This is a genomic window from Aureimonas frigidaquae, assembly GCF_001463905.1.
GTDB classification, from domain to species: domain Bacteria; phylum Pseudomonadota; class Alphaproteobacteria; order Rhizobiales; family Rhizobiaceae; genus Aureimonas; species Aureimonas frigidaquae.
This window is the reverse complement of sequence record NZ_BBWR01000008.1, coordinates 314176-335099: the sequence shown is the minus strand read 5'-3', so window position 1 is coordinate 335099 and position 20924 is coordinate 314176. Positions and strand designations below refer to the sequence as shown.

General features: G+C 61.4%; 18 protein-coding genes. 11 read left to right on the top strand and 7 right to left on the bottom strand.

Features of this window, described 5'->3' with window-relative positions; genetic code table 11:
- Positions 1 to 148 precede the first annotated feature (148 nt).
- Positions 149 to 739, bottom strand: a complete 591-nt coding sequence (locus AUL30_RS19345) for a TetR/AcrR family transcriptional regulator (RefSeq protein WP_083507812.1) — start codon at positions 737 to 739, stop codon at positions 149 to 151.
- A gap of 72 nt (positions 740 to 811) precedes the next feature.
- Here AUL30_RS19345 and bdcA point away from each other — a divergent pair, with 72 nt between their 5' ends.
- A complete protein-coding gene (bdcA, locus tag AUL30_RS09815; RefSeq protein WP_062227674.1) occupies positions 812 to 1525 on the top strand; it encodes an SDR family oxidoreductase in 714 nt (237 codons plus the stop codon).
- Positions 1526 to 1767: 242 nt separating this feature from the next.
- Here bdcA and AUL30_RS09810 read toward each other — a convergent pair whose 3' ends face one another.
- Entirely contained in the window at positions 1768 to 2604 is an 837-nt protein-coding gene (locus AUL30_RS09810) for a helix-turn-helix transcriptional regulator (RefSeq protein WP_062227673.1), read from the bottom strand.
- Positions 2605 to 2698: 94 nt separating this feature from the next.
- On the opposite strand from AUL30_RS09810, the gene AUL30_RS09805 reads away from it, so the two are divergent.
- On the top strand, positions 2699 to 3598 hold the full coding sequence (locus tag AUL30_RS09805) for an SDR family oxidoreductase (RefSeq protein ID WP_062227672.1): 900 nt from the start codon (positions 2699 to 2701) through the stop codon (positions 3596 to 3598).
- 121 nt (positions 3599 to 3719) lie between these two features.
- Here AUL30_RS09805 and AUL30_RS09800 read toward each other — a convergent pair whose 3' ends face one another.
- The 5 genes from AUL30_RS09800 to AUL30_RS09780 form a co-directional block, all read right to left on the bottom strand.
- Positions 3720 to 4859, bottom strand: coding sequence for an MFS transporter (locus AUL30_RS09800; protein ID WP_157070033.1), 1140 nt, complete (start codon positions 4857 to 4859; stop codon positions 3720 to 3722).
- Between the two features lie 23 nt (positions 4860 to 4882).
- Positions 4883 to 5671, bottom strand: coding sequence for a DeoR/GlpR family DNA-binding transcription regulator (locus AUL30_RS09795; protein WP_062227671.1), 789 nt, complete (start codon positions 5669 to 5671; stop codon positions 4883 to 4885).
- Between the two features lie 734 nt (positions 5672 to 6405).
- A complete protein-coding gene (locus AUL30_RS09790; protein WP_062227670.1) occupies positions 6406 to 6822 on the bottom strand; it encodes a GlcG/HbpS family heme-binding protein in 417 nt (138 codons plus the stop codon).
- A 36-nt stretch (positions 6823 to 6858) separates the two neighbouring features.
- A complete protein-coding gene (gene denD / locus AUL30_RS09785) occupies positions 6859 to 7872 on the bottom strand; it encodes a D-erythronate dehydrogenase (protein WP_062227669.1) in 1014 nt (337 codons plus the stop codon).
- Positions 7869 to 8594: a FadR/GntR family transcriptional regulator gene (locus AUL30_RS09780; RefSeq protein ID WP_083507811.1), complete on the bottom strand. Its 726-nt coding sequence runs from the start codon at positions 8592 to 8594 to the stop codon at positions 7869 to 7871. Before AUL30_RS09780 ends, denD begins: the two co-directional genes overlap by 4 nt.
- Before the next feature lie 467 nt (positions 8595 to 9061).
- Between AUL30_RS09780 and AUL30_RS09775 the strand changes: the two genes are divergently transcribed.
- From AUL30_RS09775 to AUL30_RS19340, 9 genes are all read left to right on the top strand, one after another.
- Positions 9062 to 10525 (top strand): sugar ABC transporter ATP-binding protein, encoded by a 1464-nt coding sequence (locus AUL30_RS09775; RefSeq protein WP_244490778.1) that lies wholly within the window; start codon positions 9062 to 9064, stop codon positions 10523 to 10525.
- Positions 10526 to 10613: 88 nt separating this feature from the next.
- Positions 10614 to 11681, top strand: coding sequence for an ABC transporter permease (locus AUL30_RS09770; protein ID WP_244490777.1), 1068 nt, complete (start codon positions 10614 to 10616; stop codon positions 11679 to 11681).
- A 92-nt stretch (positions 11682 to 11773) separates the two neighbouring features.
- Positions 11774 to 12766 carry a sugar ABC transporter substrate-binding protein gene (locus tag AUL30_RS09765; protein ID WP_062227667.1) on the top strand — a complete coding sequence of 331 codons (993 nt, stop codon included), beginning with the start codon at positions 11774 to 11776 and terminating at the stop codon, positions 12764 to 12766.
- Positions 12767 to 12867: 101 nt separating this feature from the next.
- A complete protein-coding gene (locus AUL30_RS09760) occupies positions 12868 to 14079 on the top strand; it encodes an LVIVD repeat-containing protein (RefSeq protein ID WP_062227666.1) in 1212 nt (403 codons plus the stop codon).
- A 33-nt stretch (positions 14080 to 14112) separates the two neighbouring features.
- Positions 14113 to 15522 carry an FAD-dependent oxidoreductase gene (locus tag AUL30_RS09755; RefSeq protein WP_062227665.1) on the top strand — a complete coding sequence of 470 codons (1410 nt, stop codon included), beginning with the start codon at positions 14113 to 14115 and terminating at the stop codon, positions 15520 to 15522.
- A gap of 656 nt (positions 15523 to 16178) precedes the next feature.
- Positions 16179 to 17489, top strand: coding sequence for a DUF1214 domain-containing protein (locus AUL30_RS09750; protein ID WP_062227664.1), 1311 nt, complete (start codon positions 16179 to 16181; stop codon positions 17487 to 17489).
- 42 nt (positions 17490 to 17531) lie between these two features.
- A complete protein-coding gene (locus AUL30_RS09745) occupies positions 17532 to 18548 on the top strand; it encodes a haloacid dehalogenase-like hydrolase (protein ID WP_062227663.1) in 1017 nt (338 codons plus the stop codon).
- Positions 18545 to 20020 (top strand): DUF1254 domain-containing protein, encoded by a 1476-nt coding sequence (locus AUL30_RS09740; protein WP_062227662.1) that lies wholly within the window; start codon positions 18545 to 18547, stop codon positions 20018 to 20020. Before AUL30_RS09745 ends, AUL30_RS09740 begins: the two co-directional genes overlap by 4 nt.
- Positions 20021 to 20067: 47 nt before the next feature.
- Positions 20068 to 20874, top strand: a complete 807-nt coding sequence (locus tag AUL30_RS19340) for a transporter (protein ID WP_244490776.1) — start codon at positions 20068 to 20070, stop codon at positions 20872 to 20874.
- The last annotated feature ends 50 nt before the right edge of the window (positions 20875 to 20924 follow it).

Sequence of the window (20924 nt, the reverse complement as noted above, 5' to 3'; positions counted from 1 at the left end):
CGATCGGCTGCAAAAGGGAGTGAGTGCGGGAAACCGACTCACCGGAGCGTAGAAGAGGCAGGGCCTCGCCACACATCCGCGCCAACCGATTTTAGAAGCCATACGAGATCATCGTGGACACGCTCGAAAGCAGTTGGTCGAGAAATCCCTACTTCAGCACAGCTGCGATCGCATATGCTGCCAATCGCGCGGTAGTTACAAGTTGGTCGAGGCTGTGTCCGTTGCGAGCCTTTGCCGATAGACCGAACATGGTAGTCGCCACAAAATCGACGATGCTGGCGGCGCTTTCCGGATGGCGTGCCGTGACAAAGTCCCGGATCTCCGCTTCCGCTGCAATGTTGTAGGCTCGGGCTGCTTCACGGGCCTCGGCATCGTTGCATCGCGTCCCTTCGACGACGAGGCAACCGGAAGCTTCTGGATCTTCGGCGTAGCGGCGTGCGGCCTCCTCCAGGAGCGCTGCAAGGCACTCGGCCACAGATCGATCAGATCGCAGGATGTCGGCTAGGGGTACAGCACGGGTTATCGCGTAACGGTCAAGAACGCGGCCGTAGAGCCCGAGCTTGCTTCCGAAGGCCGAGTAGAAACTCGGCGGATTGATGCCGAGCGCATCTGTCACGTCGGCCACGCTCACAGCGTCGTAACCACGGGAATGGAACAATTCTCCGGCAATCACGACAGCTTGTTCCGGATCGAAGCGACGGGGACGGCCGCGCGGACGTACTGTTTTTGTATCAGACACTAAATAACTCGTTGACAGTCATAGCTCGTTTATTTATGTAGCTCTTCATACATTATTTTTAAAGGGTGCGAAATGGCTACCTTCGGTGACAAAACCGTCTTGGTGCTCGGCGGAAGTCGGGGGATCGGCGCTGCGATCGTGCGACGCTTCGCAGCTGATGGCGCTGCCGTCACTTTCACCTATGCAGGCTCGAAGGAGGCAGCCAAGCAGTTGGCTTCGGAAACTGGGAGCAAGGCGGTGAGAACCGACAGCGCCGATCGCGACCAGGTGATTGCGACAGTCCGTGAAAGCGGACCAATTGATGTTCTCGTGGTGAACTCGGGCTTCGCGATTTTCGGGGATGCCCTTGATCAGGATCCGGACGAAATCGACCGCCTTTTCCGGGTCAACGTGCACGCGCCTTACCATGCGTCAGTCGAGGCAGTCCGGCAGATGCCGGAGGGTGGACGAATTGTCGTGATTGGTTCGGTGAACGGTGACCGCATGCCCGTCCCCGGCATGGCCTCTTACGCGTTGAGCAAGTCAGCCCTTCAAGGCCTTGCCCGCGGACTTGCGCGCGACTTCGGTCCCCGAGGCATTACGATAAACATCGTGCAGCCGGGACCGATCGACACTGACGCCAACCCGGCGGACGGTCCGATGCGGGATTTGATGCATAGCTTCATGGCTCTGAAGCGCCACGGGCGACCCGATGAGGTTGCCGCGATGGTCGCGTGGCTGGCAGGGCCTGAAGCTGGCTTCGTGACCGGCGCGATGCATACGATCGATGGGGCCTTCAGCGCCTAGACCTCGCATTGGCGGATCATCGCCTCGTTTTGTTCGGCCGACGCCTTTGGTGCAGCGACGTTGGACGTTCCCAGTTGATGTACCTGTCCGTTACGGCGGCCGTGATCTGGGCCTAGATCGTGACGCGCCACACCAGCTAAGACGTAATGGTCGATAGGTTTTGACCCCTTCCAGACCACTGCAAGCTGCACGGGGTCGCCAGAAAGCGGACATCGGCGCGCCCGCAATGCTGTTATGCTGGATCACGCCGTCGCGTTGCCGATGAGCGCCCTTAAGCGCTCGGCGTCCGCAGGGCTAGCGGGGTTGTATACGATCATGCCGAGTTCGGGCCGCCCCTCGACCGCGAAGGACGAGAACTCCAACTCTAGCGAACCTGCTTCCGGGTGGTGGATGCGCTTTACGCCCTCGCCGTGTGCGACTACGTTGTTGTCCTGCCACAGCGCCTCGAACTCGGGGCTTGTCCGGCGAAGATCTTCGATGAGCGCCGTTGCTTCAGCACTGCCGCTTGCCCCCGCTCGAGCCACGTCCGCCCGAAACGCGCCCACCACGAAGCGAGCGACGCTTTCCCAATCCTCCTGCTTGGCGCGGATGCGCGAACTGCTGAACATTAGACGCAGGATGTTGCGTCCCTCCCTCGGCAGCTTGGAGTAATCGGTCAGCAAAGCGGCGGCAGCACGGTTCCAACCGACCACGTCCCACATCGCTGTCTTGATGATGGCGGGACTGAACCGCATCGCGTCCAGCACGCGTTGCAGCCGCGGGCTGACGCCATCGACCGGCTGGTAGCTTACCTCCGGCGGGCGGCCCAAACCCAGCATATAGAGATGTTCTCGCTCGGGTGCGGTGAGCATCAGCCCTTTGGCGATCCGATCAAGCACGTCGGCCGACGGAGCGCCGCCGCGCCCCTGCTCTAGCCAAGTATACCACGTCGGACTGATATTGGCACGCGCGGCGACCTCTTCGCGGCGAAGCCCAGGCGTGCGACGTCTGCCGCCGACAAAGCCAAACGATGCTGGGTCGAGGCGGGTCCGCCGATCGCGCAGGTAAATGCCGAACTCGTTTGTCGACTTTTCAGGCATGACCGGTCCTGTTGAAATCTATACCCCGATAAGATCACTACTTTAACATGCTGAAGTCCGCAGCGACATTCCTCCCCTCAAACAGGAGGTTTTCGTGCGCGTCTTCTTGACCGGGGCAACCGGCTTTATCGGTTCCCGTATACTGCCTCAACTGCTCGCCGCCGGCCACCAGGTGATCGGCAACGCTCGATCCGAGGCTGGCGCCCGTCGGTTGGAGCAGGCTGGCGCCGCTGTGCACAGCGGCAACCTTAGCAATCCGGAGAGACTCGCCAAAGGCGCCGAGACTGCCGATGCCGTGATCCACACGGCGTTCGATCACGATTTCTCGCGGTACGCCGAGAATTGCGAGAAGGATCGGCGTGTCATCGAGGCGATCGGCGACGTGCTCGTTGGGTCGGATCGACCCCTACTCATTACCTCGGCCATCGGCATGGGGAGCCCTGGAGTCGGGCAGTTCGCGCGTGAGGACGTGCTTGACCGCAGCCACCACATGCCCCGCATCGCTAGCGAGCTCGCGGGTTTGACGGTCGGGGAGCGCGGCGTCTCCATGGCGGTCGTTCGATTGTCGCAGGTCCACGATCCAGTAAAGCAGGGGCTGGTCTCGCCCTTGATAGCGCTTGCTCGGCAAACGGGCGTCTCGGCTTATGTCGGGGACGGTAGCAACCGTTGGTGCGCCGCCGCCGTCGAGGACGTCGCCCGCCTGTACGTGCTTGCGCTGGAGCGACATGAACCCGGTGCCCGCTGGCACGCAGTGAGCGAGGAGGCCCTTTCCTTCCGCTCTATTGCGGAGGCGATCGGCAATGGGCTGAACGTGCCGGTCACTTCATTGACGGAAAGTGAGGCCAAGGAGCATTTCGGGTGGATGGCGGGCTTTGCGGCCTTCGACATGCCTGGCTCGGGTGCTATCACCCGCGAACGGCTCGGTTGGGTGCCCGAAGGTCCGACACTCTCAGAGAACCTCGCGAAGATGGACTACTCCGCTACTCCTGCCTGAAGGCAAAGCAGCAACCTCGCTCTGAGCTGCCGGCATCGAACCAAGTCCGCCAGAACTCGGCGGCAGCTTCGAGATCGCGGGTCCATAGAGCAATATGTGCAAGTCGCATGAAGTGGTCCCCTCAGGTGTTGGAGGTGGTCGCGGCCCGGGCGCAGAGCGGCACGACGAGCAGGAGACCAGCGAGGAGCCAGAACGACGTCGCAAGCCCGACGTGCTGGGCCACGAAGCCGATCCCGGCGGGACCGACGAGGATCCCGGCGTAGCCGACGGTGGTGATCGCGGCGACCGCGAGCCCGGAGGGCATGGCCTTCTGCGAGCCCGCAAGCCGGAAGAGCACGGGCACGATGTTCGACGCGCCGAGCCCGACGAGGACGAAGCCCGCCAGAGAAAGCCAAGCCGCCGGCGCGGCCAGAACGACACCCAATCCGAGAACGGCCGCGATCCCGCCGAACAGGATCGTTCGACGATCGCCGAGGCGAGCCGTCACCGCGTCTCCCACGAGACGGCCAGCGGTCATGGCGATGGCGAACAGCATGTAGCCGAGCCCGCCCTGCGCCGTCTCGACGAGGCCCGCTTCCGTGATGAGGAGCGCGCTCCAGTCGAGGACGGCGCCCTCGACGAGGAAGGTGATGGCGGCGAGCGCCGCCAGGAGCAGGACGATGCCGCGCGGCAGCGCGAATAGCGGCCCTTCGCCCGCCTGGGCGGAGCTCAGGAGGCCCGGCCATGCAACTATCATGGCGAGCGCCATCGCGGCCGAGGCAAGCATGGTGGCGGCGAGAACGCCCATCGCCGCGGACAGTAAGAGGGTCATCAGCGTCGCACCAAGGAACCCGCCGATGCTGAAGAGGGCGTGGAAGCCGGACATCAGCGGCGTTCCGGCCGCCTTCTCCACCTCCACGGCGTGGATGTTCATCGCAACGTCGATCGAACCGAGCGAAGCGCCAAAGGCGAGAAGGGCAAGGCCCAGCGTCAGTGGCGTGTCGGCCACTGCCAGGATCGGCAGAAGGACCGCCAAGCCGAAGCCGCCGACGAGGATGACCGGGCGACTCCCGTAACGAGCGCTCATCGGCCCAGTCGCCAGCATGGCGGCGACCGAGCCGAGGCCGATACACAGAAGCAGAAGCCCGAGCGTAGCGTCGTCCACACCCAGCCGGGTCTTGGCGAACGGCACGAGCGGCGCCCAGCAGGCGATTACGAATCCCGCCACGAGAAACGACAGTCGTGTGGCGAGGCGGGAGCCCGGCCGATCGGCAGACAACATTGAAAACTCCGGAGAATGACGGCTTAGGCCGGTTGCACTTGCGCCGGGATGGCACGCAGCATCGTCGCGCCGGCGTCGGACAGGGACTGGACCTCGCCGTCCGGAGCGTCGGGCTCGACCACGATCGCGCCGACCTCAGCAACATCGGCCACGCGGTGACGAGCGCTGGTGCCCAGCTTCTCCGTCGTCGCGAGAACGAGGGTCTGGCGGCTTCGCGCCAGCAGGATGCGCTTGAACGTGCCGTCGTCGAAGTCGTGGACCGACAGACCGTTGATCGGCGAGATCGCGCAGGCGCCGAGAAAGCATCGGTCGAAGGTCATGCGCTCGACCTGCGTCGTCGCAGATGCGTCGACGCAGCCGCCGACCGGAAGGTTCACTTCCCCGCCGACCATGATCAGCCGAAGATCCTGCCGGGCGATCACCTCCGCGGCGATGGGGATGGAGTTCGTGACCACGGTCACGTCGGCGTCTTCGGGCAGGTGCCCGACCAGCGCGAGGTTCGTGCTGCCGCTGTCCAGGAACACGAGTTGGCCTGCCCGCACCGTCGAGGCGGCGAAGGAGGCCAGAACCTCCTTCCTGCCACGGTCCTGATGGATGCGCTCGGTCAAAGGGGCCGTCGCCGGCGTGACAGGCAGGGCGCCGCCGTAGACGCGGCGACACCGCCCCTGCGCGGCGAGCGCGCGAAGGTCCCGGCGGATGGCATCCTCGGAGATCGAGAACTCCGCAGCCAGCGCGGGGGCCGAAACGGCTTGTCCGGCTTCGAGCCGGCCGGCGATCAATTCGCGTCGGGCGATGGGTAGGTCTACGGTCATACCCTTCTATATCATGAACAAACGTGCACGCAAACAAGCTAAATCGTGCAAGAGTGTGAAAAAAGTTAATTCTGATGTAAGCGGTAGAGCTTCGTTGGGTGCTATCGTGCAAAATCAATGATCAGCGTGGACTGGGCGCCACTGCCGGGCGGTGCCGGAAAGCGTGGGACTTCTCAGCCTCGGCTTGCGAGGACGGCCGTCGAGGATCATCGAATTGAGAATGGTCCATGCGGGTTCTCCTCGGCCTTGATTGGCTAGGAGAGAAACGCTGTCGACCACTGGCAGCGAAGGGGCCGGAAGCGGACCGGCAACTTCCGGTTGGTAACCGTAGGAAGCTGCCCTGCCTAATACGACCCCCTTGAAGTTCCTCCATCTGCTTGGCGTGCTAATAGCCGACGTCGCGGTCTTCCTGCGTTCCCACCTCGCAGCTTTTTGCGAATGTCCTGTAGTATCTCAAGTTCAGTCTCCCGAGACCATTAGGTTCGGGGTCTTGGCAACGTATCGATCATACGCCGTCAAGCCTGACGCAAACATCGTTCGTGGAAGACGCCGTTGCGACAGGCGGTGTCATGCCGAACCACGATCACGAGGACGTATTTCGCTTATTTACGCAGGGTATGTGAAAAGCGCTAACACCCATCGTATTGGGAGTTCAAATCGGTAACATTTGGAGTACGGCCGCGTTGACTCGTCTACTCTCGCTTCCCGCTTGATCCGGCGAGACGTGGATATTGCTAGGCGCTGCCGGCCAGCACCGCCGACCCGACACGGCCGATATCACCGTCGTCCGTATCGCTTGCTCCGCCAACGCCGACGGCACCCACGATATGGTCTCCGAACTTCAGGAGTACCCCTCCATCCAGCGGAATTCCATTCGGAATGCAAAGGAGAGCAAAGCGACCCTTCCCTTCCACGACATCCTGAAAATCACGTGTGTCGCGTCGGAACAGAACGGCTGTGCGTGCCTTCAGCGTTGCGATTTCCACACTGCCTACCTGAGCCATGTCGTCGCGCTGGAGATAAACGAGGTGTCCGCCATCGTCCACGATCGCGATGACGATACGCAAACCGCGCGAGCGGGCTTCGGCTTCGCATGCGGCGGCGATGTCCTTCGCGGCGTCGAGTGTCATTGCAGGCTTTGTGGTCAGCATCGCAGGTTTCCGTGTTGATGTTCGGTTCGTTCGCTTTCACAAGCGTTTACGCATATCGGCAATGGGCATGTCTGCCTGTGCGCCGCCGGCGAGTTCGTCCTCCACATGCACCCGGATGATCTCGTCGAAAGAGTTTTCCGCCTTGAAACCTAGGTCTTGCGCGCGCCGGGCATCGAAACTGCGCGGCCAGCCGGAGATTATCCGCGCGACATCCTCGTCCCTTTCCTGGCTGATCAGGTCGACGGCACCGCCGCCGGCATAGCGGCCGAGCGCGGCGATCTGGTCCTCGACCGAGGCAGCCAGGCCCGGCATGGTCAGCGTCCTGCGTGTGCCGAGGCGCGCCGTGTCGAGTTCCGCGGCATGAACCAGAAAGGAGACTGCCGCACGCGGGCTGGCAAACCAGTGCCGTACGGTCTTCTCCACGGGCAGGTTTGCCGGCAGTCCGATCAGAGGTTCGCGCAGGATGCTGGAGAAAAAGCCGGAGGCAGCCTTGTTCGGTACGCCCGGCCGAATGGTGATGGTGGGAAGGCGGATGCCGATGCCGTCCAGTATGCCCCGCCGGGAATAATCGGCCAGAAGAAGCTCGCACATCGCCTTCTGCGTGCCGTAGCTGGTCTGCGGCGTCAGGCATTGATCGTCCGAAATTACATCGGGCAAAGGGCTGCCGAACACGACGATCGATGACGTGAAGACAACTTTCGGGCAATAGGGTGCAGGGGCGTTTCGGATCGCCTCGAACAGCGCACGCGTTCCATCGAGATTGACCCTGTACCCTTTTTCGAAATCGGCTTCCGCCTCGCCCGAAACGACGGCCGCGAGATGGAAGATGACGTCCGGCCGCCGCGAGATAAGCGCCTCCGCCACGCCGGGCTGCGAAAGGTCGGCCGCGCTACTTTCCACGCTTCCGTCGAAATGAGGCTCCTTGGGCGCGACGACGTCGGCCAGCATCAGGCCGGAAATGGACGTCTCACACAGCGTCCGCTTGGCGATAAGCGCTCGTGTCAGCTTCTGTCCGAGCATGCCTGCGGCACCGATGATCAAGATTTTCATGCGATCGCATCCCCTTTTGCCCTGTTGCTTTTCCGGACGGGATCGGCGCCCGGGGATTTCCCGCCGTCAACAGCCTTCGATGTGTCGTGAATACGTCGAATGTGGTCGGCAAAGGCGGCCGATACGGCCTGCGGGTTCCGCATCTTCAGCGCACGCACGATAAACGCGTGGTCTTCCAGGCTCTTCTCGATCGCGCCGGGCTGCCCCATGGCAATGCGACGGTGGTCGAGCATGTAGGTGTAGAGATCGACGACGAAGTCGGCCAGGAGGCGGTTGGGCGATGCGTAATAGATAGCCAGGTGGAACTCCCGATCGCAGATCAGGAAGCGTACCGGGTCGTTGCGCGCCTCCGTCTGGGCGGCGATCGAGTTTTCAAGGCGCATAATATCTGCCTCGCTCAAGTGATGCGCGGCATCTCCCACGACGGCGGTCTCCACCAGCAGGCGCGCCGCATGGACCGCCTCCAAGCTGTAGCCATTGATGGACGAGGCGTTGGTGACGCCGATCCGCTGTCCACTTAACTGCACATCGTCGCCGGTGACGCGTGTTCGCGCCCCTTGCGAAATATGCACGATGCCTTCCTCGCCCAGTTGCTGGACAGCACTGCGTACCGTCGCTCGGCTCACCGACAGCATGGATGCAAGATCGCGCTCGCTGGGAAGCTCGTCCCCGATCTGCAGGATTCCCGACGCGATCATGGAGACAACCTTCTCGTAGACCATGTCCCTGGCCGTCGGTTTTTGGATCGTCTCGCGAAGCGGAGTGAGAGGAGCAGACATTGATCACCAACTGGACTGATATAAAAACCAGTTACCCTACTGTATCGAACCTGTCACGTCCCTGCTTTCTTGCCAAGGCTGGTTCTCAGTAAGGTAGTGATAGCCAAATCAGCGCAAACGCAGCAATTCACACAAGAAATTGCTGCATGGCACACAGGACAGAAAAATTCCTCGGGAGCCGGACTGGTTCACTAAAAATACCAGTTGACAAGCATTTTGCCCAACCGTAGCGTTTGGTCACAAGGGCGGGAACCAACCTGCCCGGATGGTCCGAAACGGTCGGACCGGGCTCTGGGAGGGATCGGCATGCTGCATAAAAGCGCGGTTTCGCGTGCGCCTGGCCATGTCGATCGTTCGTCATGAACGTCGCCGCTCGGATAGGTGCCGGACACGACACGCAAAGTGTCCTCGTGGCACAGGGAATAACCAAGTCGTTCCCTGGCGTGCTCGCGCTGGACAATGTCGACTTCTTCGTCCGGCCGGGCGAAGTGATGGCCCTGTTGGGCGAAAACGGGGCGGGCAAGTCGACCCTCATCAAGCTGATGGCCGGCTTCTATTCCCCCGACGCGGGGTCGATCCTGGTGGACGGCATGGCACTTGTGGCCGATCCTGCCGCGGCACACCGTGCGGGCGTCGCCACGATCCACCAGGATGCCCATCTGGTGCCCGCCATGTCGGTGGCCGAGAACATTTTGCTCGGCCGGTGGCCCACAAACGAATTCGGATGGATCCGGCGCCGGGACCAGAAGGCGCGCGCCGCGGCTGCGCTGGCCCGCGTGGCTCCGCATCTTAGCCCGTCTACCCTGGCTGGGCGGCTGTCTTCGGCGGACCAGCAGCTCGTTGAGATAGCAAGGGCGATTTCCGAGGACTCCAAGGTCCTCATCATGGACGAACCGACCACATCCCTGTCCCCACCCGAAATCGACCGTCTCTTCGAGGTCGTAAACGACCTGAAGAGCAAGGGCATGGGGATCGTCTTCGTTTCCCACTGGCTAGAGGAAGTGTTCCACATTTCCGACAGGGTCACGGTTCTGCGCGACGGCAAGCTGGTGGGGTCTCGTCCGATCGCGGAACTGGACCACGACACGGTCATCCGCATGATGGTCGGCCGCGAGGTCCGGGCGACGGAAGTACCCAAGCGGCCCATCGGTGATGTCGTTCTGCGTGTGCAGGACCTCTCGCGCGAGAACGTGCTGGAGAACATCTCGTTCGAGGTGCGTGCCGGCGAGATCGTCGGCATGGCGGGCCTTGTGGGTGCCGGGCGGTCGGAGGTGGCGGCCTGCATCTTCGGCATCGACCCTTATGACTCCGGCACCGTCGAGTTGGCCGGTAGGACCGTGCGCCCGAACGATCCGAGTTCCGCCATCGGGGCCGGTATCGGTCTTGTTCCGGAAGATCGACGGCAGCAGGCACTGGTCGGCCTTCTCAGTGTCCGAAGCAATGTCACGCTGAGCCTCCTGGACCAGTTCTCGACATTCGGTTTCCTGTCCATGGCGAAGGAAAGGATGATCGCGGATCGGGAAATCAAGGCCCTCTCCGTCAAGACATCCTCTCCGGCCACGCGAGTGTCGACGCTATCAGGTGGAAACCAGCAGAAGGTGGTTCTGGCGCGATGGCTTGCGCGCAAGCCGAAGCTGCTGATCCTCGATGAACCGACGAAGGGTATCGACATCGGCGCGAAGGCGGAGATCAGCGAGTTGATCCTGCGGCTCGCCGAAGGCGGCATGGCAATTCTGCTCATCAGTTCGGAACTGCCCGAAATCCTGACTCTGACCGACCGCGTCCTGGTGATGCGCTCGGGCCGCATTTCCGCTTCGCTGGATAAGGCCGAAGCGACGAGCGAAGCCATCATGAGCTTCGCCACGAAGGGATGAAGTGCGGGACCCCGCACGACGCGTTAAAGAAACGGACCCTGCACGAACCCTGACCGGGCGCGCGAGGGCATACCGGGGAAAATCTCCCATGCTGGAAAACACGGCAATGTCGCAACCCCTAGCCAAAAGACAGCGTATCGGTGGGTGGCTCGGCCGCATCTCCGTTATCGATTTGGTGCAGAGTCTCGGACTCATGGCGGTCATCCTGCTGGGAAGCGCTGTCATGTCCGTGCTCAGCCCAGTCTTTGCCACGACACGCAATATCGAGAACGTGCTGCAGTCGGCAACTATCATAGCCGTGGTGGCGATCGGCCAGACCTTCGTCATCCTGGTGGCCGGCATCGACCTCTCGGTTGCATCTGTGGTCGTGCTGTCTTCTGTGCTTGCGGTCGGCCTGGTCCAGTTTCAGGGCCTGCCTCCGGAAATCGCGCTCGTGCTGGCACTCGCCGCCGGAGCCTGCATAGGCCTCCTCAACGGACTTGCGGTTACCAAACTTCGTATACCTGCGCTCATCGCTACCCTGGCTACGATGACCATCGCGCGCGGCCTGGCCTACATCTACTCGGGCGGAACCAATATCGCGCCAGTGCCGAACATGTATGTGCAACTCCAGGCCGGCCGCGTTCTGGGCGTGCCGGCGGTGATCGTGCTGACGCTGGTTCTGGCGGCCGTAGCGCAAATCGTGCTCTCACGGACGCGGTTTGGGCGCTCCGTCTACGCCACGGGCGGCAACCCCCTCGCCGCCCGCCTTGCCGGCATTAAGACCGAACGTGTGGTCATTCTGTGCTTTATGATCTCAGGCTTGATGGCCGCCATCGCGGGACTTCTCATAACCGCGCGGTTCGAGGCTGGCGCGGCGACGGCCGCACAGGGGCTCGAGCTTGCCGTCATTGCAGCCGTCGTCATCGGCGGGGTCAGCCTGTTCGGCGGCGAAGGCAACATGGGTTCGATGCTGCTTGGCGTGCTTTTGCTCGGCCTGGTGCAGAACGCTGTGAACCTCTTGAACGTGCCGCCAAACTGGGACTCGGTCGTCAGCGGTTTGGTCATCGCCGCCGCCGCTGCGCTGGACGTCTATCGCAGAAGCTACATGGAGGCCGGCATGCGCAAGAAGGTCATAAGCAAGAAGGCGGCCGCCGCCACAAGCAAGCCGAACTGAGAAACCGTTTCTGGACGCGTCCCTGCCAAGTATCCGGGGGCCAACGGGACAGGTATGTCTGCAAGAGATTGAAAATCTAACGGGAGGTTATAATGGGTTTTCTTAAAACGACGCGTCGCATATTCCTCGGTTATGCTGCCGGGGCCGCTTTGATGATCGGCGCGGGCGCGGCGGCCCCGGCACTGGCGCAGGACAACGTCCTGGACGGCAAGACGCTGGCCTACATCGCCTTTGGTCTCCAGTACGAATATCAGGTCACGCTGGTCGACCACGTCAAGAAGCTCGCTGCGGACAAGGGCATGAGCATCCAGGTCTACGACGGCAAGGGCGACGCAAGCACTCAGACGACCCAGTTGCTGGATGTGATCAGCAAGCAACCCGACATCATCTTGCTCAATCCCGTTGATGCCACGTTGCTGCAAGGTGGCGTGCGCAAGGCCAACGAGGCCGAGATTCCCCTGTTCATGCTCGAGAACCTTCCGCCCGAAGGCGAATGGGTCGCCTACAACACGTTCGACGACGTAGCGGGTGGCTCGGCCGCGGCAGACGCGGTCGCCAAGGTCACCGGCGGCAAGGGTCGGGTCCTGGAAGTGCGTGGCGCCATCGGCTCCGGTCAATCGGAAAAGCGCTACAAGGGTTTCCACGACCAGATGGATGCGAAGTACCCGGACATCGCCATCGATACGCTCAAGGCGGAATGGACTGCGGAGAACGCGCAGACCCTGACTGTCGACGCCTTCACACGGGACCCGAACGTAGCGGCCATCTGGGCGCACAATGACGAGATGATCCGTGGCGTCGTATCGGCCTTGCGGCAGATCGACCGCCTGAAGCAGCCGGGAGAGGAAGGCTATATCCCCATCATCGGCTTCGACGGCACGCCACTTGGCCTGCAGCGCATCCGCGAGGGACTGCAAGAGGCGGATGTGGGGCAAAACCCGTTCTCCATGGGTACGTCCATCGTAGGCGAAATGGAAAATCATTTTGCGGACCGCCCTGTGGCGAAGGAAACCCTGATCCAGCCCGTGATGATCTGGAAGGCCAATGTCGACAGCCCGGAGAACTGGGGCAACATGGTTAAGTAACGATAGCCGACGACGAGGCGCGCCACGTCGGCGCGCCGACCCCCCAACTCACCTGGAGAAGCAGCTTGTCCCTTACCGAACCCGTCGACCACGCCTTTAACATGCGGCTCATCAGCCAGAGCGATCAGGGCGGCCGCGCCGATGGCATACAGGTCATGGTGGAAAACGGTTTCGCCTATGTCGGACACCTGTTCAGCGGCGGCTTTTCGGTCGTGGACGTACGCGATCCCAGGAATCCGAAACCCGCAGGGTTCCACCCTGCCCCGCCCAACACCTGGAACGTGCATCTTCAGGTCGCGGATAATCTTTTGCTGGTGATCCACGGCAAGGATGTCTTCGCGGACGCGGCCTTCGCGGACGAGGCCAGCTACTACAAGGCCGCCGCGGGCAGCGCCCTGGGCACCGTAGCGCCGAAGGCCGAACGCGATTGGGACGCGGGGCTTGCCGTTTACGATATCTCGACGCCCGGCCACCCACGCCGTATCGGCTTCATGCCGGTTTCGGGCGGTATCCACCGCATCTGGTTCACGGGCGGTCGATGGGCCTACGTCTCTGCCTTGCTGGACGGCTATACGGACTTCATCTTCATGACGGTAGATATGTCCGAACCGGCCAACCCGCGGGAAGCCGGGCGTTACGCCCTGCCCGGTATGCACCAGGCCGCAGGTGAAACGCCGAGTTGGCCCCCCAGCCGAAAATACGGGTTGCATCATGCGATCGTCAGCGGTGACATCGCTTGGGGTGCATGGCGCGATGCCGGGCTGGTGGTGATGGATGTGGCAGATCGTGCCTCGCCGCAGCTGATTACCCATGTGAACTGGTCGCCCCCGTTCCAGGGCGGCACGCATAACTGCCTGCCTTTAACCGAGCGCGGTCTGCTTGTGGTGCTGGATGAGGCGGTGCTGGACGATTACGAGGACGGTTTGAAGAACATCTGGATCTTCGACGTGAAGAATCCTGCCAATCCCTTGCCGCTTTCGACCCTGTGCGCGCCAGCGGACGCTCCTTACCCGACGAAAGGGGCTCATTACGGACCGCATAACTTGCACGAGAACCGCCCCGGAAGTTTCGTCAGCGATACGCTCATCTTCTCCACCTGGCAGAATGCCGGCGTTCGGGTTCACGACATTTCCGATGCCACGCAGCCCCGTGAAGTCGGCGCGCTGGTGCCCGCGCCGCCAAGGCAGATGATGGACAAGCGGCCCGGCAAGAAGCCGATCATCCAGAGTTGCGACATCTTCGTAGCGGCCGATGGGCTGATCTACGTCACGGACTACAACGCCGGCCTCTCCATCATGGAATACCAAGGCTGAAGCCCGGCACATCGAATTAGAAGGGAGTGCAGCATGCAATTATTCGGCTCTTACGACGTCGTCGTGACCGGCGCCGGCTCGGCCGGCATCGTGGCAGCGATCCGTGCCGCCCGCGAAGGCGCATCGGTGCTGCTTGTGGAAGGAACCGGCTTTCTAGGTGGTCTCATCACGGGCGGCCGCTTGACTAAACCGACGGGATTGATCAATTCGCCGGTTTTCCACGAGATGCTGGATCGCTGCGTCGGGTATAAGGGCGCCGACGGCCGGGTTCGCGAAAGCTACTGGGGTAAGTATACCGGTACGTTCGATGCCGAAGTCATGCAGCGCGTAATCATCGAGATGGTGGAAGAAGCGGGCGTCGAGGTGCTGCTGCGCGCAAGCGTCGTCCAGACCGTCATGCAGGACGACGCAGTGTGCGGTCTTATCGTGCGCGCCAAGTCCGGAGAAAGTCTCGTGCTGGGCAAGGCATTCGTGGATGCGTCCGGCGACGGCGACGTGGCCGCCCTTTCGGGAGGACACTTCAAGCTGGGCCGAGAGGCAGACGGGCTCACCCAGCCAATCACCTCATACTTTCGCGTGCTCAATGTCGACGTTCCGGCGCTGATCGCCGATTGCGAAGCCCATCGCGACGACATGTGGGAAGTTGTGTATCCCGCCGAGGCGACACTCAACGAAGACTTCGCCATGGCCGTTCTACTTACCGGCTTTCAGCAGCGCATCAAGGACAAGGTGCGTGAGGGGTTCGACTGGATCATCCCGAAGGATCACATCACGATGAAGACCGGTTTGATGCCGGGCGAAATCAGCGTCAACGTGACCCGCTACCAGGGCAACGGCCTTAACGACCGCGACCTGAGCCGCGCGGAGATCGAGATCCGCAAGCAGGCCTACTGCGCGTTCGACTTTCTTCAGCGGTATGTCGGAGGATTCGCGGATGCCATCTTCCTGGAAGTCGCTCCCAAGCTGGGAGTCCGCGAAACGCGGCGCATCGTAGGCGCTTACGAGATCACCGAGGCGGACGTGCGGGGCAATCGCCGTTTCGAAGACGGGATCGGCTTGTGCAACTCGCCCGTCGACGTGCACGAACCGGGCGGAAGTCGGGCGATCATGGATCATGTCGGCGTGGGCTACGGCATTCCTTATCGGGCGATGATACCTCAGGATATCGACAATCTCATCATCGCCGGGCGCTGCATTTCCGCAGACGCCATCGCCTTCGGCTCCACACGCAACGTGCCGGCCTGCACCATGACCGGCGAAGCCGCTGGCATCGCAACCGCATTGGCTGCCGGACAAGGCCAACGAACGAGTGGAATTCACGTTTCGCAGATCCAGGCTCGGCTGCGGGAACTTCAGGTTTGGCTGGGCACCCCGGACAGCGACGTCCCAGCTATACTAGCGACGACGACGGGATCGGTATCTGTTGAAGCTACTCACTTGTAATAAGGAGCGACTGCGGTAACCAGCAGCCCATAGTGACAGGGAGTAACCGGAGCATTCGTATCCGCTGAACGAAGACCAATTAAGGTCACCCAGTCATCTGCGAAGCGTGCGTATCGCCTCGTGCTCATATGGCGGGAGTGATCGAACTGGCTCGGGAACACATAGTCTTCGATAGAGCCCCACGAGGGCTGCCGCTGCGGGCCGACAGCGGACTGACCGGTTTCAGCTAAGAATTAAGGAAAGCGGCCGTTCAGCAACCGACCCCAAGTCGGCCAGTCGGCGGCACGCAGAACCATAACGAAAGCGGACACACCAATTATGCGGCCAATCCGCTTGAACAGGGGCATACAAGCAGCCAGCGGCATGTCCGTGCTCGCGGAGTAGTGGTTGGACCGACAAACTTATGCCAGGGCCACTTTATTGTCATTGACAGATGTAGCGATGTGGATGAAGTCTTAGTCCCAGTAGGCAGCATACCATTCAGCGGTTTCTTACACTTCCCACGGAGTGCTGGCCGAAAGGAACCTAGGCGACCAAAGTTGGTCCTTATCAAACTGTCGACAGCGCAGCTTTGCTTGCTATTGCAAGCAGTCTTCGGAGCACATCAAGCATTCTGCATCGCGTATCGAGGCATCGACACGTAAGAGGGGGCCGTAATGATTCGTCTTGCTCTGATGTTCGTTTGTGGCTTGATGTTGACCACGCCAACGCAAGCACAGTCGCGCTATTCCGATCAGGAAGTAAGCGATTCCTACATATATCTGCTTGGCCGTCTTTTAGTAGCGAGCCGCCAGCAGCTTGACTTCCAGGAAGGCTTTCACTGGAACCAAATCGTTCACCGCAAGCCCGGTGCGGTGGACTGGCCAAACCCCAATCTCGACGTTGCCTATTCCGAGGCTTGGGTCGCAGTTGACGAGACAAGCTGCACGATTGTCGGCGTGCCGGAGATCAAGGACCGCTACTTCACGGTACAGTTTCTGAACGGATGGGGCGAGACGCTGGCCAACATCAATGAGCGGGTCTTTCCAAATAAGCCGTACGGAGAGTTCGCCGTCTGCCTCAAAGGCGCGTCCGTCGATCTTCCCACAAATCTGACGGCGCGAATTGATCTGCCCGTCAAGGTTTCTCGTGTTCTCTCCCGTGTTGCCCTTGGGGATGACTGGGACGCAGCCACGGCCCTCCAGCAGCAATTCACCCTGACGACGACCGGGTCGCCGTTGCTGCCTGAGATGCCGACAACCCCAGTGCTCGAACCTCAGGAACTTCCTGGTGTCGAAGCTTTCGAAGCGGCCGCTGCGGCCCTCGACAGCGAACCCGACCTCAACCCGGGTTTGGAGCCTCTCACGAACACGGCTCGTGCGATTGGGGAAGCCGTGAAGGATCCGGTGGAGCGTCAGCGTATCGATGGAATTATTCGCGAACGCGCGCTATCCGACTTTGCTAAGGCGGGTCCACCGATCGGCCACGGCACGGTCATGAACAACTGGGCGCGTCCGGCAACCATTGGCGTCTACGACATCGACTATCTTACGCGGACTTTGGTGAACTACGGCGGGATCTGGGCCAACATCGCCCCAGAGGTAGTTTATTACCGAGCCAGCATAGATGCCGACGGTGCGCACCTAACGGGCGACAATGCCTATTCCATGACTTTCCCAGCGGACGCCCTGCCAGCGCGGTTCGCCAAATACTTTTGGTCGGTGATCGCGGTCGACACTCAGCACTTCCGTGTGCTTCCGAACCCGACGGGACGGTATCTCTTGAACGCCGAGACCAAGCCCGAATACGGGTCGGATGGATCGCTCACCCTCCATTTTGCTGCCGAGAAGCCGGACGGTATTCCGGACGGCAACTGGCTGCCGACGCCGCGCGGCTCCGTCTACCGCCTTACGTTCCGCTTCTATGGCCCAATCGACGGCGTCTCCAATGGCACATACTGGCTTCCGGCCGTGACCAAGGTGAACTGACCAGAATTTGCTGAACCGGCCCGCCGAGGAGAAGGCACCCCCATGATCCCGACACACGTCAATCGACGCACCCGCCATTCTCCAGTGCTCGCCACCGCCGTTTTGCTGGCTCTGATGCCGCGAGCCTTTGCGCAGACCGACCCGCTGCCTTCGTGGAATGAGACCCCGGTCAAGCAGGCTATCGTTGATTTCGTGCGCGAGGCTACGACGGAAGGGCAACCAGGCTTCGTCCCCACCGACGAGCGCGTGGCGGTGTTCGACATGGACGGCACCCTGGTTCCCGAACGACCGGTTCCGCTAGCGCTTGTCCCGGTCCTGGACGACATCCAGCAGGCGGTCGAGGCAAAACCTATGCTAAGAGACAGGCCTGCCGTCGCCGCCTTGCTGAAAGGCGACGTCGCAACGCTGCATGCGGCGGGCGAACAGGGCATCGTTGATCTAGTCGCGGTGACGACGGACGGCAGGACCACGGAGGAGATCGTTCAGAACGTCCGCCCGCTGATCGAGGGGAAGACGGCCGAGAGGTTCGGTGTTCCCTACTCGCAGGCCGTCTACCAACCGATGCGCGAGGTCCTTGCTCTGCTGGAGGCAAACGGCTTCACGAACTGGATATGCAGCGGCAGTCCGCTCCTCATCACTCGTGAAGTGTCGCAAGGCATGTTCGGCATCCCGCCTGAACGCGTCATGGGCAGCCATGTCGGCACGCGGCTCGACGAGCGCGACGGTCGAACCGTCCTTCTATTCGACGGGACGATCGGGCGATTGAACGACGGCGAGTTCAAGCCTGTCACCATCAGCCTCGCAATGCCGACGCGCCCCGTCTTCGTCGCCGGCAACGAGGGCGGACGCGGGGACATCGCGATGATGCGTTGGTCTAAGGATCGAGACGGCGCGAGCTTCCAGCTATTAGTCAACCACGACGACGCCGCCCGTGAGTTCGAATACGCCGAACCGGACGAGTACTCGCTAAACGCGGCGCAGCGGTACGGCTTTCACGTTGCGAGCATAAAGCATGACTGGAAGACCGTCGTAGGCACGGTTGAGGGAGAACAAAAATGACGCGTCTCGCACTCGTTCTTGCATCCGTCCTCGTTGGGTCGTCCACGCTCGCCGGTGCTGCCGGATTGAACCCGCAACCGCTGCCGCCTTCGCCGAATTTTGCAGCGGCTATGCCGCCCGGTCCGGACGCGCGCGTCAAGATCACCGAAGCCTACGTGCGGGCCGTTGTTCGGGATGCGTACTTCTGGGCGTGGCCGATCATCAACATGCACAACCGGCGTGGCGCGATGGCGCCCATCGAGGACTTTGTGAGGGCTGGTCCTGCCCCTTCCGCACCGCTGAACAGGCTGGCGATGCTTACCGACTACATCGCGGCCGACGAGCGGATCGTCGCCTGCCCGAACCAGGACGTGGTCTATGGTGTCGGCTTTATGGCGCTGGAAACGTCACCCGTCGTTGTTCAAGTGCCGGATTTCGGCGATCGCTTCTGGATTTATCAGATCGTCGATGGGCGAACCGACGGTTTTGCGACGCTCGGCAAGATGTACGGCACCACTCCCGGCTTTTACCTAATTGTCGGCCCTGACTGGCATGGCGAGGTGCCCAAGGGCATCAAGCAGGTCTTCCGCTCTTCGACACAAACGGCCTTCGTCGGGCCGCGTCTGTTCATGGACGATACGCCGGAAGATCGCGCTGCCGTGCAGCCGCTTCTGCACCAAATCATGGCCTATCCCCTCGCCGAGTTCGACGGCACAATGAAAGAAACAGACTGGTCAAAGATCCCGGTTCTTGAGCAACAAGAAAAACAAAGCGAGGGGGAAACCCAATGGGTCTTCCCCGAACGGTTCATCGACCAGTTACCGGAGGCGCTGCGCCTCGTGCCGCCGCTGCCCGGTGAAGAGGCGCGGTATGCACAGGTCTTAGCGGTCGTGGAGGCTGCGAAGGGCGACCCGGCTTTCCGAGCAGCGGCAGCAGAAGCCGCGCAGGAGGCTGAGCGCGAGCTGGTTGCGCCGCTTTTCGAATTCCGCAACTACGGCATTTCCTTGCCGGATCATTGGACCACGATCGCCAATGGCGCGGCCTTCGGAACCGACTATTTCACACGCACGGCTGCCGCAAAATCCAATATCCTCGTCAACACGACGCTCCAGGCGCAGTACTTCTACCAAGACCTTGATAAGGCGGGCGACCGTCTGAACGGCACCAATGGCTATTCCATCACCTTTGCAAAGGATGCCCTCCCGCCGGTCGAGGGGTTCTGGTCGCTGACCCTCTACAACGACCAGCACCTGTTTGCACCCAACGAACTCGGCCGCTATTCACTCGGCACCAAAAACAAGACGTTGAAGTACAACGCCGACGGTTCACTGACCATCCACGTACAGGCCAGGTCGCCCGGTGCCGACCACGAGGCGAACTGGTTGCCGGCGCCGGGCAATGCGGACTTCTCACTCTACTTACGTGCATATTGGCCAAAGACGCCGATCATCGACGGTTCATGGACGCCTCCAGCTGTCGAGCGCCGAGGCTGACGACGATGGTGCAAGTGATCCCGAATGTGATTTGAGAGGCTCGGCAAATGCTGAAGCTACCCATGTTCGCCGTGTGGTCAGCCGTAGCACTGGTTTTAGCCGTAGGTGGCTCTATTCCGGCGAGTGCCCAGTCCGCTGATGAACTCGCCAAGAAGCTCGCCAATCCGGTAGCCAATCTGATTAGCGTGCCAATTCAGAGCAACTTTGACTACGGTGCGGGGTTTTCAGAAAGCGGTTTCGCATACACCGCCAATATTCAACCTGTGATCCCGATCCCCCTCAACGACGACTGGCTTATAATCTCACGGACGATCATTCCGATCGCCTACCGTGATTACGTGCCGGACGGCGACGTCGGCGGTCTCGGAGATATCAGCGCAAGCTTCTTCCTTTCACCGCGCGCACCGAACCCGAGCGGACTGATCTGGGGCTTCGGGCCGATATTCCTTCTTCCTACTGCGACAGACGATGTCTTAGGATCCGGAAAATTTGGCGCCGGTCCTACGGGCGTTCTTGCGCTACAGGATGGCTCTTGGACGGTTGGTGCATTGGCAAACCATCTGTGGTCAGTGGCTGGCAGCAGCGGCCGACAGGATGTCAGTCAGACGTTTCTACAGCCCTTCGTGTCCCGAAGCATTGGCGGTGGGCGAACAATATCAGCGAACACCGAAGCAAGTTACAACTGGATCGACGGGCAATGGACGGTGCCTATAAACCTCGGCGTGTCCCAGATAATTAGGGTAGGCGAGCAATCAATAAGCTTTCAGGTCGGCGGCCGTTACTATGCTGAAGTGCCAAGAGGCGGGCCCGAATGGGGGTTTCGAACGAGTCTTACGTTTCTGTTCCCACAGTAAGTCTCAGACCCTCATCGCTCCAGGTAATGGGCTACGCCAATCCATATGCA

Coding starts and splice junctions, on each gene's coding strand:
- AUL30_RS09780 (WP_083507811.1), bottom strand. CDS start 8,594: ATGGTCTACGAGAAGGTTGTCTCCATGATCGCGTCGGGAATCCTGCAG.
- AUL30_RS09755 (WP_062227665.1), top strand. CDS start 14,113: ATGCAATTATTCGGCTCTTACGACGTCGTCGTGACCGGCGCCGGCTCG.
- AUL30_RS09750 (WP_062227664.1), top strand. CDS start 16,179: ATGATTCGTCTTGCTCTGATGTTCGTTTGTGGCTTGATGTTGACCACG.
- AUL30_RS09790 (WP_062227670.1), bottom strand. CDS start 6,822: ATGCTGACCACAAAGCCTGCAATGACACTCGACGCCGCGAAGGACATC.
- bdcA (WP_062227674.1), top strand. CDS start 812: ATGGCTACCTTCGGTGACAAAACCGTCTTGGTGCTCGGCGGAAGTCGG.
- AUL30_RS09760 (WP_062227666.1), top strand. CDS start 12,868: ATGCGGCTCATCAGCCAGAGCGATCAGGGCGGCCGCGCCGATGGCATA.
- denD (WP_062227669.1), bottom strand. CDS start 7,872: ATGAAAATCTTGATCATCGGTGCCGCAGGCATGCTCGGACAGAAGCTG.
- AUL30_RS09800 (WP_157070033.1), bottom strand. CDS start 4,859: ATGTTGTCTGCCGATCGGCCGGGCTCCCGCCTCGCCACACGACTGTCG.
- AUL30_RS19340 (WP_244490776.1), top strand. CDS start 20,068: ATGCTGAAGCTACCCATGTTCGCCGTGTGGTCAGCCGTAGCACTGGTT.
- AUL30_RS09745 (WP_062227663.1), top strand. CDS start 17,532: ATGATCCCGACACACGTCAATCGACGCACCCGCCATTCTCCAGTGCTC.
- AUL30_RS09810 (WP_062227673.1), bottom strand. CDS start 2,604: ATGCCTGAAAAGTCGACAAACGAGTTCGGCATTTACCTGCGCGATCGG.
- AUL30_RS09740 (WP_062227662.1), top strand. CDS start 18,545: ATGACGCGTCTCGCACTCGTTCTTGCATCCGTCCTCGTTGGGTCGTCC.
- AUL30_RS09795 (WP_062227671.1), bottom strand. CDS start 5,671: ATGACCGTAGACCTACCCATCGCCCGACGCGAATTGATCGCCGGCCGG.
- AUL30_RS09765 (WP_062227667.1), top strand. CDS start 11,774: ATGGGTTTTCTTAAAACGACGCGTCGCATATTCCTCGGTTATGCTGCC.
- AUL30_RS09770 (WP_244490777.1), top strand. CDS start 10,614: ATGCTGGAAAACACGGCAATGTCGCAACCCCTAGCCAAAAGACAGCGT.